This is a genomic window from Niallia nealsonii (genome assembly GCF_002835805.1).
Lineage (GTDB): Bacteria > Bacillota > Bacilli > Bacillales > Cytobacillaceae > Niallia > Niallia nealsonii.
Map to the genome: position 1 here is coordinate 24,108 of NZ_PISE01000060.1, position 13,827 is coordinate 37,934.

Sequence of the window (13,827 nt, forward strand, 5' to 3'; positions counted from 1 at the left end):
AAATACCTCATACTTTCTGTTATTTTTCACTATTTTAAACGTTTCTTTCTACTAAGCATCACTTGCTTTTTTGTTAAAAACAAATAGCTTTGCTCCTATAAAGTTGATGAAAACACCAATGATTGTTACTGCAAACTTGCTTGCAGCCAAACTCCAATGATTTTCAGCGTAAAAAAGATGGAGAAAAAACATCGTAATCAATAAAGTTAAGCCATTGACACAAACAAAACGGACAAACTCTTGCCAATTTGCTTTTTCTTTCCTTTTAAATGTCCAAGTACGGTTCATAAAATAGCTATTTAATAGTCCACAAATATAGGAGATGCATTGTGCAAATAAATAATTTACAGATAAAACAGCTAATAATGTATACACAATAAAATCAATGCAAGTATTGATGCCACCTACTGCTGCAAACTTGCCAAAAATGATAAATTTCTGCTTCATTTTGTTGTAACGATCGTTTTTGTTTGATTTTCTACACTATACACATCCTGCACAATATATAATGGCCGATTTTTTGCTTCATCGTAAATGCGTCCTACATATTCCCCCATTACCCCTAACATCATGAGGATAATGCCGCTAAAGAATAGCTGTATCACAATAATAGAGGACCATCCTGTAATAGTAGTGGTTGTAAAAAGTTTTTGATACAGCACAACGAGCATATAAATAAATCCGATAGTTGATAATGCCGCACCTAGATAATTAGCTATTTTTAATGGTTTATAAGAAAAAGAAGTTATGCCATCTATGGATAATTTAAGCATTCGTTTTAATGGATATTTTGTTTCACCAGCATATCTTTCGTCTCTCTCATACTCTACAGCAGTTTGCTTAAAGCCAACCCAGCTTACTAATCCTCTGACAAATCGATTTCTTTCATGAACATTTTGCATCTGCTCACAAACTTTCCGATCGATTAAACGAAAATCACCTGTATCAATCGGAATTTCAATGTCTGTCATGGCTCGTAGTGTCCGATAAAATAGGGCGGCTGTTTGTTTTTTAAAAAAGGTTTCTCCCTTTCTTGCCGTTCTTTTTGCATACACAACATCATAGCCGTTTTTCCATTTTTCAATCATTTCCAATATCAATTCAGGAGGATCTTGGAGATCTGCATCAATAATAATGATGGCATCTCCTTTTGCATAATCCATTCCAGCTGTAATCGCAATTTGGTGACCAAAATTTCTAGAAAAATCAATTATTTTTATATGATTATCGGTTTTTCCTAAATGTTTTAATATATCAACAGTACTATCTCTGCTTCCATCATTAATAAACAATAGCTCATATGTTTCCGCCGTACTGTCCAGCACAATTTTTAGGCGTTCGTACGTATGTTCTATAACCTGTTCTTCATTAAATACAGGTATAATAATAGAATATTTTATGTTATCCATTTATTATCACCTTTCCTTTCATAAACTGTAACAACATTGTTTTGTTACTTCCGAATGGAATAATGTGATTCTACTGAATAAACCTTAATTAATCCTTAACTTTCCTGAAATATCCTATAAAAGAATAGATCTATCGAAATTTATCTTGATATATAATCTTTCATTAACAAAATAATGCTGTCCTTTTTTAAAACACAAAAAATCCCCTACTAGTATAGAGGATTTGAGAGTATATTTAACATATATTTATATAACATCTGGCAATTTAAAGTAATTGGACAATTTGCTGTCTACATGACTTTTCCAGCCATCAAGAGGCACATCAAGCTCTGTTAATAATTTATAGGCGTGCACCCATGCACTCATTTCTGCATGTACGCGATAAGACCAGTCATTTAGCCATTTATCATAATCTAAATCCCCTTGAATAAAATCCAGCACATGGCCGATCTCATGGGCAAGAGCATACGTATTTTCCAAAGAAATTTCATAAGGAATAGTAATAAACATATTTGCATTAAAACTGATTTTCTTCATAGAATTATATACTACCTTACAGCCCAGCTCTTCTGCTTTTTGAACTACCTGCAAAAACTTATCTATTGAAATCATTATGCACATTCTCCTTTTTTCTAATAATATTCAAAACTTATCTTCATTTACTATGCCATTTATCATTGATTTATCAGCAAAATAAAAAAATACCAAACATTTCCTCGCTCATTTATTCTCATTTCATGTTTATCCATCTCCAAATCGGCTATATAACCAATGTACAATTTATTTAAAAAATTTTTTAGGAGTGATCAATATGGCAGACAAAATGAGCAGAGAAGAAGCAGGAAGAAAAGGCGGACAAGCAACAGCTAAAAATCACGATAAGGAATTTTATCAAGAAATTGGACAAAAAGGCGGAGAAGCTACTTCTAAAAACCATGATAAAGAATTCTATCAAGAAATTGGTGAAAAGGGCGGAGAAGCTACTTCCAACAATCATGATAAAGAATTCTATCAAGAAATCGGAAAAAAAGGCGGAGAAGCTACTTCCGACAATCATGACAAAGAATTCTACCAGGAAATCGGAAAAAAAGGCGGAGAAGCTACCTCCAACAACCATGATAAAGAATTCTACCAAGAAATCGGAAAAAAAGGCGGCAATGCAACTAATCGAAACAACGATTAATCCATTGATGCCATTTATAATAGGTAACTCTAAAACCCAAATGCTCTAATTAGAGCATTTGGGTTTGTTCTTATTTCTAGTAACGGTTTTTACACTTATCATTTTACATGAAAACTATATTTATGAAAATGTTTAGACCGGATATATTGTCTGATGATCTGCAACAATAGTTATCTCATTTTCTTTAGCATTCACTGTTAAATCTGCATTAGAGGAATAATACCATGTTTTTTGATTTTCTTCTACTATAAATAAATTTAGTTCTTCTTGAAAATCAAGCAAGTTTTTAAGCTCCGTTTTTGTAACCGATGCAGTAATAATCCATTTCTTCTCTTTTGGAGTTACAGAATAATGATTGGTTTCAAGAAATAGTCTGCTTCCAATGGCATGACGAATCATTAACATTATTGCTCTCCTCCCGGCAAATCAATTAACATAATAAAACTGTCTTCTAAGGCATCTATTTTCAAAAAATCAATATCTGCAATACGTGCAGATCCATGTTTTTCAATGGCATATTCATTGTTTAGCAGCACTTTTCCATCAATTATATAAACAAAAATTTTCCTGCCCTCTTTTTGTTTATATTCTAGCCCCTCTTTGGCATCGATTTTTGATAAATATACAGTAGCATCTTGATGAATTTTTGCAATCCCTTTACTAGAATTAGGAGCTACAATTGGCACTAGCTGATTTTTTAAAAGACTAGTATCATAGCTAATATCTTCATAGGAAGGGGGCAATTGTTTTGCATCAGGAAAAAACCATAATTGAAGAAACCTTCCTGGTTTTGTCTCGGATGGATTAACTTCTGAATGAAGAATTCCTGTTCCTGCTGTCATTCTTTGTACCTGACCAAATTCAATCACTCCACTATTTCCTAAACTATCTTCATGTTTTAGCTGTCCACTTAACGCAATAGAAACAACTTCTGCTTCTCTATGTGGATGTACTCCAAATCCATTTCCCGGTTGAATAATATCATCGTTTAATACTCGCAATGGTCCAAATTGGACATTTTTAGGATCATAATAAGGACCAAAAGAAAAACTAAAATGACTCTCTAACCACTCATTTCTTGCTGAATGCCCAGCTTCTTTCGGAAATATCTGTATCATCCTTGCATCCCCCTTTAGTAACTCCCTCTATTTTGCAAAATGTTGCTGAAACCAGCTTGCTGCTGCTTCTACTTCTGTTCTTGTTAATTGATGACCATAGTTTTCCCAATGCATATGAATATGTGCTCCGGCATTTGCCAATAACACTTTCAAGTCTTCTGATTCTTGCAAAGGACAAATAGGATCATTTTTTCCTGCTGCAATAAAAACAGGAAGATCCTTTAAATTTGGAAGGTCTATCCCTCGGCTTGGAACCATCGGATGATGTAAAATAGCCCCTTTTAATCCATCCGCATAATGAAATAAAATGCTTGCTGCTATATTTGCCCCGTTCGAGTAACCGATTGCCACAATATTTTTGCGGTCAAATTCATATTTTTCTGCACTTTCATTTAGAAACTCATTTAATTCTGTTGTACGAAATACTAAATCTTCCTCGTCAAACACACCTTCTGCTAATCTGCGAAAGAAGCGAGGCATTCCATTTTCTAAAATATTGCCGCGAACACTTAAAACAGAGCTTTCTGGCTCTACTAATTCAGCTAAAGGAAGCAGATCATGTTCTGTTCCGCCTGTACCATGCAATAATAGCAGAGTTGGTTTATTCTGATTGGTTCCTTTTTTAAAAATATGTTGCATCTGTATCCTTCTCCTATTCTTAATTTGGTCTTTTTATACTAAACATTTCTCCAAGTTTGCTATAATTATCGCCAGCAAGTCTAGCGACAGGCTTTAACTGCTCAGCATCTATTTTTCCATCCTTATATAATTCTTCTTGAATATGAAAGCAAACAGCGCGGCCGAGTATTAAATCACAGGTAGGTTTCCCTTCATCATTTGTAATGGTAATAATGCTCTCTAGCTTACATTCTATTCTAATTTTAGCTTCTGTTATTCCTGGTGTTGAGATTTTAGCACTTTCTGCCTTCTGCATATGAGCATACTCAATTTCACTTTGATTGCTTGGCAAACTTGCTGCTGTTTCATTTATTTTTTCTATATTCTCCTGATCACAAATATGGACAACAAAATCCTTATTTAGACTAATATTACGAGCTGTATCTTTTTGTATATGGTCTTTTCTTTGAATAGCGATAGAAAGAATCGGCGGATCCGAGGAAACGATATTAAAAAAACTAAAAGGTGCACCATTTAAAGCACTTTCTTCTCCTATGGAAGTCACAAATGCTATCGGTCTAGGAAGGATGCTTCCAATTAAAAATTTATACACATCCTTAGGCGACAAAGAGGCTGGATCAATCATAAACATTATTTTTCCTCCTAGTTATCTAATCAATCGTATAAAAAACGCATTTATCTTGAATTCAAGATAATTATACTATTTATATTTCTTTTATGTCAAATAGATAAAGTGAAATTTCCAGCAATGAGTTTTATGGACAAATTTCCTCTCCAAATTCTTGAGTTGATAGTCTTAAAGTCTGTTAAATAAGGATAAAATCAGCTAGCCTGTACATGCTTTCAAAACGAAAGACACATGATTCATTCATGTGCCTTTTTTAAAATTTTTTCTATTATTTAAAGACTTTAACACGTTCTTCTAACGGCTTAAATTCTTTTTGGCCTGGTTCAGCTGTTGGTTTGCCAAATGGCATTTGTGCCACTAATTTCCATGTTCCTGGAAGATCCCATTTTACTTGCACCGCTTCATCAATTAGAGGATTATAATGTTGCAAAGATGCTCCAAATCCAGCTTCTTCTAACGCCGTCCAAATAACTAACTGATGCATCGCAGACGTATGTGCAGACCAAACCGGGAAATTATCCGCATATGAAGCAAATTGTTTTTGTAATCCTTCCACTACTTCTTGCTCTTCGAAGAAAAGAACCGTTCCATAACCTGCTTTAAAAGAATTTATTTTTTCTTCTGTTGATGCAAAATTTTCAGCAGGAACAATTTTTCTTAATTCATCTGCCGTAATATCCCAAACTTTATCATGGTTTTCACCTAATAAAACCACTACACGAGTACTTTGAGAATTAAAAGCAGAAGGAGTATGCAAAACAGCTTCATTCACAATTTTTTGAATTTTTTCATCAGAAACGACCTGCTCTTTACTAATTCCATAATAACTGCGTCTGTTTTTAATTGCTTCTAAAAAATTGCTCATCATTCATTCCTCCGTTTTCTTTTTATCTTAAACTTACTATTCGTAATTCACTTTATTTTAATAATCTAGAATTGTCAAATAATTAATCTTATTCTCAAAAAGGTCTACATATATCATTATAAATTCCCTATACCCTCTGTAATTATTTATAATCTTTTGATATGATAGGATTGTATGTGAAAATTAGTTTTTTAATGGATGAAAAATGCGCCAAAATACCTAATTCACTAATATGTACCTATTAAAATTGGCACACTTTTCATTTAAAATATAGACAGATGAGTTTTCTATTAATATAGCAACTTACTACTATAGGGGGCTAGCTTTAAAGGAAAGAGGTAAGATAAGTGTGGGCATTATTAATGCAGGCGAGTTTATAGAGACTGTACATATTAAAGGACTGCAAGTATCTTTAGTATCTTCTGGGGATGGTACAGAGATTATTTACCATAAACTTCAACCTGGGACTGACTGGGCTATTACACCTGAAGAAGGTTGGAATGCATTTGAGTACTTATATATTATTTCAGGACACATGAGGCTTCAGACCAAAACAGACCATTTTGAGTTAAAAATAGGTGATTCTTTTTCTGAGAACCCCGTTAGAAATCATTACTTATTTCATGCAATAGAATTAACTGAATTTATATATGTATCTAGTCAGCCTGTTTTCCACCATTTCAGTTTTGTTTCAAAAGAAATGATGGAATTAACTGTTTCTATCGAAGAAAAAGACGGCTATACAAGTGATCATTGTAATAGAATTAAACAGATTTCTATGTTAATAGGAAAAACATTAAAATTAGACTCAAGACAACTATTAAGATTGAATATGGCTTCTTTTCTTCATGATTTAGGCAAAGTTAAAGTTCCCTTGCAAATTCTGCAAAAACCGGGTAAATTGACCGCTGAAGAATGGGAAGTAATGAAGCTTCATCCTATTTATGGAAAAGAAATTCTTGCAGATACAGGAATTACGCTTTTAGTAGAAGCCGGAGAGATTGTGGCTCAGCACCATGAAAGATTTGATGGAAAGGGTTATCCTTTAGGTTTAAGCGGGGAGCAAATCTCTATAGAAGCTGCTATCATTGCTGTTGCTGATTCCTATGATGCCATGACAACAGATAGAGTTTATAGAAAAGGCATACCTAAAGAAAAAGCAATGGAAGAAATACAAAATTGCAGAGGTACCATGTATCATCCATTAATTGTGGATACATTTATTGCAATAAAAGATTCGATAAATTTTTAAAAGGGAGAGAATTATTTTGAAAAAGTTAGCATGGATTTTTATTGCAGCTGTTTTATTTGTTTCCTTTCAAATAAAACCTGCAGAAGCTGCATATTTGCCAGAATACGATAAATATGTAGAAGTATCTTACGATCAAGCAAAACAAATTGCTGATCTATTAGGAATGAAAGATATTCCACTTGGAGAACAAACAGCAAAAACATCTTTTGATGTACAAGAAAAAACAATCGCTAAAATTGAAAAAATTATTGGAAAAGAAATTGACCATTATTATATTTGGTTAACTGTAAACGGGGTGCCTGTATTAGGCATTGATCCTCCTCATCCTGTTTTTTAATCAAAAAGTCACATTTTGTGGCTTTTTTATTTTGTTCTTACAAACAAAAAACAGCTCAAAAATCGAGCTGCATATTATATAAAAACTCAAACCAAATGTGATAACATTTTAATCCATCCAAAAAAAGAAATCCAAAGAGGTATACTGATAACTACTCCCCATTTTAAACCCTTTAAAAAATTTGCTTGTTCTTCCATTCTATCCACTCCTTAATGTAAGTAGATCAGCTAATGAATTGTATATATTTATTATAAACGAAAACGCTTTCATTATGCCAATATTTATAATTATTTTTATCACTTTTTTGATTTTTTAAACATTTTGGATTTTTTTCTAATTTCGTATCAATATAACAAAGAAGTATGAACATATTATGAAACCCCCATAAAGAAGGTTCCTGCCAACAGATTTCAACGATAAATGGCAATACAACTCATTAATAAAAAATATTTTTTAGAAATTTTATTAATCTATTAATGATTTGTTCATTATTTTTTCATAATTATCCTTTACTATATAAACATGTTAAGAGTTTCCCCTCTTAAATATATATTTTTTTTGATTCGAATGGTCCCATTCGAATCTTTTTTTTGCTAGAAATGAATAAAGTGAAACTCCAATCAGCGGGAGGCAAAGGCCCGTTAATGCTTGATAAACCAATACTAGTCAGAAAAAAGAAGCTACATGCATTTGGCATCGTTAAAGTTCCAAAAAAAAAGACTTAAAGAATCTAATGTAGATTCTTTAAGTCTTTTTATGCTTCAACAGAAATATAAGAAAAAGATTGAAAATCAAACAACCCTTTATCTGTTAGCTTTAATGTTGGAATAACAGATAAGGATAAAAAAGATAACGTTAAAAATGGATTAAAGGATTCATAGCCTCCTAAAACCTTCACCTTCTTATTTAATTCCCCTATTTGACGATAAAGCGTTTGATAGCTTTGATCGGAAATCAAACCTGCAATCGGCAATGGCAATGCTGCAATTGGTTCTCCATCCGCTACTATCGAGATGCCACCTTTTATTTCTATTAAATATTTTATCGCTTTTAATATATCTTCATCATTTGTTCCCACTGCCACAATATTATGAGAATCATGAGAAATGGTTGTCGCAATTGCACCTTTTTGCAAACCGAATCCTTTTACAATCGCTTGACCAATATTACCTGTTTGATGATGTCTTTCCACGACAACAAGCTTTAGCTGATCTTTTTCTATCGACGGTTTAAACACACCATTTTCTAGTGTAATATGCTCTTTGGCATGATTTGTCACAATGCTGTTTGGAATCACTTCAATAACATGACAAAAATCAGATAACAAAGGAAGCGCTAATTGGGACAATTCTAAGTCAGCAGCATTTATTTCTGGCAAATCTCCATCTAAATAAGCATGTTTTTTAAATCCTTTTTCTTGTAGAACTCCTTCTTCTACAACACATTCCCCCCCTTTAAAAACCATATTAATTGCTAGCTTTTCCAAATTATCTAGAAGTAAAAAATCAGCTTTATAGCCAGGAGAAACAGCACCAATATTATCCAACTTAAAACATTCTGCCGTATTAATTGTTGCCATTTGAATGGCTGTAATAGGGTTGAGTCCTTCTTCTATTGCTAGACGAATACAATGGTCAACACTTCCTTCATCTACTAAATCATCAATTAATTTATCATCAGTAACGAATAAACAGCGTCTTGAATTTTGGGCCGTCACCACTGGAAGTAGTGCTTTTAAATCCTTTGCAACGGTTCCTTCCCTTATCATTAAATACAAACCTAAATCTAAACGGTCTTTTCCTTCTTTGGCCGTTGTTGCTTCATGATCATTTCGTATTCCCGCAGCGCTGTATACATTAAGCTGTTCTCGTCCTATTCCTGCTGCATGGCCATCTATTAAGGCATAATTTTGTTTAGCAGAAAAAAGTTTATTAATCATATCTAGATTTGTATGGAAAACAGAAGGGAAATCCATTACTTCTGCTAAACCCAAAACTCTATTATGCTGGAAAAAAGGAGCTAAGTCCTTCGCCCCTAATGTTGCACCATTGCTATCTAATGGAACAGCTGGTACACAGGATGGAAGCATAACTCGAACATCAAGGGGCAAATCTTCTGATTTATCCAGCATATATTGAATGCCATTTATTCCGGCAACATTTGCTATTTCATGGGGATCGGTAATAACTGTAGTCACACCGTGGAGCAACAGTACTTTAGCAAATTCTTGAGGTGTTAGCATGCTGCTCTCTATATGTACATGGCCATCTATTAATCCTGGCACAACAAATTTCCCTTTTGCATCTATCATTTTTTTTCCGTCATACTGCCCAATTCCTGCGATGCAATCATCGGATATCGCAATGTCCCCTTCCATTATTTCACCTGTAAAGACATTAACAATTTTTGCATGTTTAATGACTAAATCTGCTTTTTCCGTTTTTGCAGCAATTTTTATTCTTTTTTTATATTTGCTAATATCCATTCAAATCCTCCTAAAAAATATTTCTCTCCTAACTTCTAATCATAAATATGTGTGATAAAAAATACTTTTTATCACACATTAACGGGCTTTTAATCCCCACCTAAGGAATTATAAGAAAAAACAAGAAATCTAGGTGGGGAGAAACTTGCTGAGTAAAAGTCTGATTGTTAGTTTCACTTTATTTCATTTGTAAAAAAATAAAGATTTTATATCGATAATAAGCTTCAGATCCTTCTCAAAAAAATCACATCATCTTTTAAAAAATATAGTAATGAAGAAGTTCCTTTAAATCCTGGCTCATTATTTCCAAATTATTTTTACTATTGTATTATATGTGCCATAAACATTCAAATTATTTTTTAGTTAAAATCCACAAAAAAACTTATACAATATGTAATTATTTATCTAATTAAACTCTAGATATATCCTATAATTATGCTATTATTATTACATATTGCTATATTTTTACTATTTTTATTTACATAACGTTTTAAAAAGGAGGAGAAATCAATGATTTATAAAGAACTTATTATCGGATTGATGCGATCAGGCATCTTCGGATTTGGAGGAGGGCCATCTGTTATTCCACTGATCCGTCATGAAGCGGTTAATCGCTTTAAATGGGTTACAAATGACGAATTCGGAGAGATTTTGGCCATTGCCAATACACTTCCTGGTCCAATTGCTACAAAAATGGCTGCCTATTTAGGTTATAAAAATAAAGGAACCCTTGGCGCAATAGTTGCTGTATTAGCACATATACTTCCTACTTGCCTTGCTATGGTGTTATTGATTACTTTTGTTAATGTTTTAAGCAATTCCGCTATTGTTACAGGAATGATTTCTGCAGTTCTTCCTGTCATTGCTGTTATGCTTGGAGTGATGGCATATGAATTTGGCGAAAAAGCTGTGAAAGGTTTAGGAATTTATTTCGGCATTCTATTAACCATTGTTTGCTTAGTGCTCATACAAACGATTTCTATTCACCCAGCCATTGTTATTTTAGTGTTTTTAACATACGGCGCATTTCATTTTAAAATTAAAGCAAAAGTAAAAAACAAACAAAGAGGGGTAGAATAGATGATACTCGTTAGCCTATTTTTAAGTTTTCTATTGGCAAATCTTCTTGGTTATGGAGGAGGGCCAGCCTCTATTCCATTAATGTATGAGGAAATTGTGAATCGGTATAATTGGTTGTCTAATGCTGAATTTTCTAATATGCTTGCATTAGGGAATGCTTTGCCTGGACCAATAGCTACAAAAATTGCTGCATATGTCGGCTTTGGCATGGGTGGATGGCTAGGTTTTTTTATTGCATTATTTGCAACCGTTGTTCCATCTGCAGCTGCTCTTATCTTCTTAATAAAAGTAATGAGCAAACATCGCGATTCTCTTATTGTAAAAGGGATGACTATTATGGTGCAGCCGGTTATTGCAGCTCTAATGATTGGCCTTACATTTGAAATGTTCCAAAATTCTTACCATTCTTTAGGACTTATTCAATCAGCCATTATTGCTATTATTGCATTATTGCTATTGCAAAAATTTAAAGTCCATCCAGCACTCGTAATTATCCTCGCATTTCTTTATGGAGGACTTGTTGTTCCACATATTCATTAATATTTAGTAATCAATAAGGAGATAATTATAATTATGTCTAATGATTTTCAAATCCCATACTTTAAACTTGATGCTATCGACCAATCCATCTTAGATTTACTTCATGAAAATAGCCGGATTTCTTATACAGATATCGGGAAACAGGTTGGCATTTCACGAGTAGCTGTTCAAATGAGGATTAACACACTAATGGAACAAGGAATTATTGAACGTTTTACAACGGTTATTAATCCTACTAAAATTGGCATGATGGTTTCTGCTTTTTTTAATGTGGATGTAGAACCAAAATATTTGGAACAGGTTGCGGAAAAATTGGCAAATGATCCTGCTGTTTCTAGCCTTTATCATATGACAGGGCCAAGCAAACTTCATATGCATGGGATTTTTGCTGACAATCAAGAAATGGAAGGGTTTTTAACAGATAAATTATACGCAACAGAAGGTGTGGTAAGTGTTGATACCCAATTGTTAATTAAAAGATATAAAAGCAGAATGGGTATGAAGCTATAAGGATAAAACAAAGGGGGCAAATAAAGCGCCCCCTTGTTTTATTTCTTTAAAATAGATGCAAGTTCAGACCAATCTTTTAATCTGTTCATTTTTACTTCTTGATTATAAGGATGATCTTTTACATAGACTTGAACAACAGTATCTGCAAGAGTTTCCACCACTTGTGGCTTATCATCAAAGTAAAAATCCAGCTCTAATTTTTTTATGATATGAATTTTCTCATGATCTTCCATTCCACAATAAAAATGCCCTTCTTGCATAGGAAAACCTTGTCGTTGCATCCATTCTTTTGTACGTTCGCCAAACTCCTTATTTCTTGCCGTTATATAATAAACATCATGTCCACTTTTCACTAGCTCATTTAATGTTTCAACTGCCATTGGAAAAGGCGGGCAATCGGTAAAATAGATTTCTTCACGCAAAGAATTCCACAACTCTTTTCCTTCCACATCCTGCAAACCAAATGGATGATGAATCTCCACCGTCTTTAATGCTTTAAATATTTCTAAATCAATATTTTTTTGCAGTTTTTTATTATATAAACCAAAAGCATACTCACGTAAATTAATAAGAGTATCATCAATATCAAATCCAAACTTCATTTTTATTCCTCCATACTTGTGACAAACAGCAACATTATTTAATAATCAGCTTTTATTGTAAAATGATTTTTAAAACTAGACTCACGCTTCAATTGTTCTAATTGAATTTCCTCAACAGATATTTTCCGAACATTTTCATATTCTTTTAAATGAGAGAAAGGTTTCTTGTCTAAAAGAACAGCCGCAATCACTCCTGCTAAAACCTCTGCATCTTTTAAGGAACTATTTAATCCAAAAGCGCCTGTTGGACTCATTGTATGGGCAGCGTCTCCTAATAAAACTACATTTTGTTTGATCCATGTGGAACTTTTCGAACTCTCTACCTTTAATAAAACAAAATCTTGCCATGACTGAATGTGCTCTGAAACGTTTTTTTCTAACTCAGGAAAAGCTTCAACTAGACTATTGACAAAGGTGTGACAGGATCCCTTTCTTAATGCTGGAAAACTGCCTTCTTTTATATTCCAGCCAATTTGAATATATCCTCCATATTGTGTGAACAAAGCTAATTGGCTGTCATTTGCCAATGCCATCCTTACAGTTGGTTCCCAATTAGGAGGTGCTGGGATTTTTGCCCATAACAGATCATATCCATGCCTAATAGGGGTAATAGGGAATTCAGCTTTTTTTCTAATAGTAGAAAACCTTCCATCTGCTGCAATAATCAGTTTGCTGCGGACAAGTGTTTTCTTATTGTCTATGATTGCCATTACTCCGCTATAGCCACCTTTCTCGTCTGCTACTAAGTCCACTACTTTTGCATTCATTTTTAATTGAAAATCAGGAAAAGTATTTGTCTTATTTAGAATAACCTTTAATAAATGATTTTGGGGTACATGTATGCCAGTATGATTTATTCCTTTCGCTGGCAATATCGTTTTAAAAACTTTGCCTCTATCTACATATTCTACTCGTTTCATAGGCAGGATGCCCATCTTTTCTAAAGGTACAAAAAGTCCTGCCTTTTTTAAAACAGCCATTCCTTCCTCATTTAAATGCTCGCCTCTAAACTCTTTATTAATGTCTTGATGACGTTCCAGTAAAATAGTAGAAACATTGGCTTTTTCCAACAAATAGGATAATAATGCTCCGCCGGGTCCTGCACCCACTACACAAACATCTGCTTCTAATACTGTCAAATTCCCCATCTCTTCTCTTCATTTTATCTTATAAAAAACC

At 33.4% G+C, this 13,827-nt stretch carries 16 protein-coding genes and 1 pseudogene; 6 read left to right on the top strand and 11 right to left on the bottom strand.

Translation table 11 applies throughout. The features are described 5' to 3' along the window. Positions 1-51 precede the first annotated feature (51 nt). The 3 genes from CWS01_RS20405 to CWS01_RS20415 form a co-directional block, all read right to left on the bottom strand. Positions 52-447: a GtrA family protein gene (locus tag CWS01_RS20405; RefSeq protein WP_101179067.1), complete on the bottom strand. Its 396-nt coding sequence runs from the start codon at positions 445-447 to the stop codon at positions 52-54. Further along, positions 444-1,409 (bottom strand): glycosyltransferase family 2 protein, encoded by a 966-nt coding sequence (locus tag CWS01_RS20410; protein WP_101179070.1) that lies wholly within the window; start codon positions 1,407-1,409, stop codon positions 444-446. The genes CWS01_RS20405 and CWS01_RS20410 overlap by 4 nt, the downstream gene beginning before the upstream one ends. Positions 1,410-1,655: 246 nt before the next feature. Beyond that, positions 1,656-2,021 (bottom strand): hypothetical protein, encoded by a 366-nt coding sequence (locus CWS01_RS20415; protein WP_101179072.1) that lies wholly within the window; start codon positions 2,019-2,021, stop codon positions 1,656-1,658. A gap of 199 nt (positions 2,022-2,220) precedes the next feature. Between CWS01_RS20415 and gsiB the strand changes: the two genes are divergently transcribed. Further along, entirely contained in the window at positions 2,221-2,592 is a 372-nt protein-coding gene (gene gsiB / locus CWS01_RS20420; RefSeq protein WP_101179074.1) for a glucose starvation-inducible protein GsiB, read from the top strand. Positions 2,593-2,724: 132 nt separating this feature from the next. Here gsiB and CWS01_RS20425 read toward each other — a convergent pair whose 3' ends face one another. The 5 genes from CWS01_RS20425 to CWS01_RS20445 all read right to left on the bottom strand — a co-directional run bounded on the left by CWS01_RS20425 (position 2,725) and on the right by CWS01_RS20445 (position 5,842). Next, positions 2,725-2,997 (bottom strand): hypothetical protein, encoded by a 273-nt coding sequence (locus CWS01_RS20425; protein WP_101179076.1) that lies wholly within the window; start codon positions 2,995-2,997, stop codon positions 2,725-2,727. Next, the gene (locus CWS01_RS20430) at positions 2,997-3,710 is read right to left on the bottom strand and encodes a pirin family protein (protein ID WP_101179078.1); all 714 of its coding nucleotides are present in this window, start codon (positions 3,708-3,710) and stop codon (positions 2,997-2,999) included. The genes CWS01_RS20425 and CWS01_RS20430 overlap by 1 nt, the downstream gene beginning before the upstream one ends. A 27-nt stretch (positions 3,711-3,737) precedes the next feature. Continuing rightward, the gene (locus tag CWS01_RS20435) at positions 3,738-4,349 is read right to left on the bottom strand and encodes an alpha/beta hydrolase (protein ID WP_101179080.1); all 612 of its coding nucleotides are present in this window, start codon (positions 4,347-4,349) and stop codon (positions 3,738-3,740) included. A gap of 19 nt (positions 4,350-4,368) precedes the next feature. Continuing rightward, positions 4,369-4,980: a flavin reductase family protein gene (locus tag CWS01_RS20440; RefSeq protein ID WP_101179082.1), complete on the bottom strand. Its 612-nt coding sequence runs from the start codon at positions 4,978-4,980 to the stop codon at positions 4,369-4,371. A gap of 265 nt (positions 4,981-5,245) precedes the next feature. Beyond that, positions 5,246-5,842: a nitroreductase family protein gene (locus tag CWS01_RS20445; protein ID WP_407938586.1), complete on the bottom strand. Its 597-nt coding sequence runs from the start codon at positions 5,840-5,842 to the stop codon at positions 5,246-5,248. 349 nt (positions 5,843-6,191) lie between these two features. Between CWS01_RS20445 and CWS01_RS20450 the strand changes: the two genes are divergently transcribed. Together CWS01_RS20450 and CWS01_RS20455 are read left to right on the top strand one after the other, a co-directional pair. Then, positions 6,192-7,094: an HD-GYP domain-containing protein gene (locus CWS01_RS20450; RefSeq protein WP_101179086.1), complete on the top strand. Its 903-nt coding sequence runs from the start codon at positions 6,192-6,194 to the stop codon at positions 7,092-7,094. A 16-nt stretch (positions 7,095-7,110) separates the two neighbouring features. After that, the gene (locus CWS01_RS20455) at positions 7,111-7,431 is read left to right on the top strand and encodes an 8-amino-7-oxononanoate synthase (RefSeq protein WP_101179088.1); all 321 of its coding nucleotides are present in this window, start codon (positions 7,111-7,113) and stop codon (positions 7,429-7,431) included. Positions 7,432-8,185: 754 nt separating this feature from the next. Here CWS01_RS20455 and ade read toward each other — a convergent pair. Further along, the gene (gene ade / locus CWS01_RS20460) at positions 8,186-9,916 is read right to left on the bottom strand and encodes an adenine deaminase (RefSeq protein WP_101179090.1); all 1,731 of its coding nucleotides are present in this window, start codon (positions 9,914-9,916) and stop codon (positions 8,186-8,188) included. 510 nt (positions 9,917-10,426) lie between these two features. On the opposite strand from ade, the gene CWS01_RS20465 reads away from it, so the two are divergent. Genes CWS01_RS20465 through CWS01_RS20475 form a run of 3 tightly spaced genes read left to right on the top strand, consistent with a single transcriptional unit; the run spans position 10,427 to position 12,046 of the window. Further along, the gene (locus CWS01_RS20465; protein ID WP_101179092.1) at positions 10,427-10,996 is read left to right on the top strand and encodes a chromate transporter; all 570 of its coding nucleotides are present in this window, start codon (positions 10,427-10,429) and stop codon (positions 10,994-10,996) included. Next, positions 10,997-11,536: a chromate transporter gene (locus tag CWS01_RS20470; protein WP_101179094.1), complete on the top strand. Its 540-nt coding sequence runs from the start codon at positions 10,997-10,999 to the stop codon at positions 11,534-11,536. It begins immediately after the preceding gene. A gap of 33 nt (positions 11,537-11,569) precedes the next feature. Next, positions 11,570-12,046 (top strand): Lrp/AsnC family transcriptional regulator, encoded by a 477-nt coding sequence (locus CWS01_RS20475; RefSeq protein WP_101179096.1) that lies wholly within the window; start codon positions 11,570-11,572, stop codon positions 12,044-12,046. A 38-nt stretch (positions 12,047-12,084) separates the two neighbouring features. On the opposite strand, the pseudogene CWS01_RS20480 reads toward CWS01_RS20475, so the two are convergent. Together CWS01_RS20480 and CWS01_RS20485 are read right to left on the bottom strand one after the other, a co-directional pair. Continuing rightward, positions 12,085-12,657: pseudogene (locus CWS01_RS20480) on the bottom strand (5' nucleotidase, NT5C type); the annotation flags it as partial. A gap of 29 nt (positions 12,658-12,686) precedes the next feature. Continuing rightward, complete coding sequence (locus CWS01_RS20485) at positions 12,687-13,796, bottom strand: FAD-dependent monooxygenase (RefSeq protein ID WP_101179100.1); 1,110 nt, start codon at positions 13,794-13,796, stop codon at positions 12,687-12,689. Positions 13,797-13,827 lie beyond the last annotated feature (31 nt).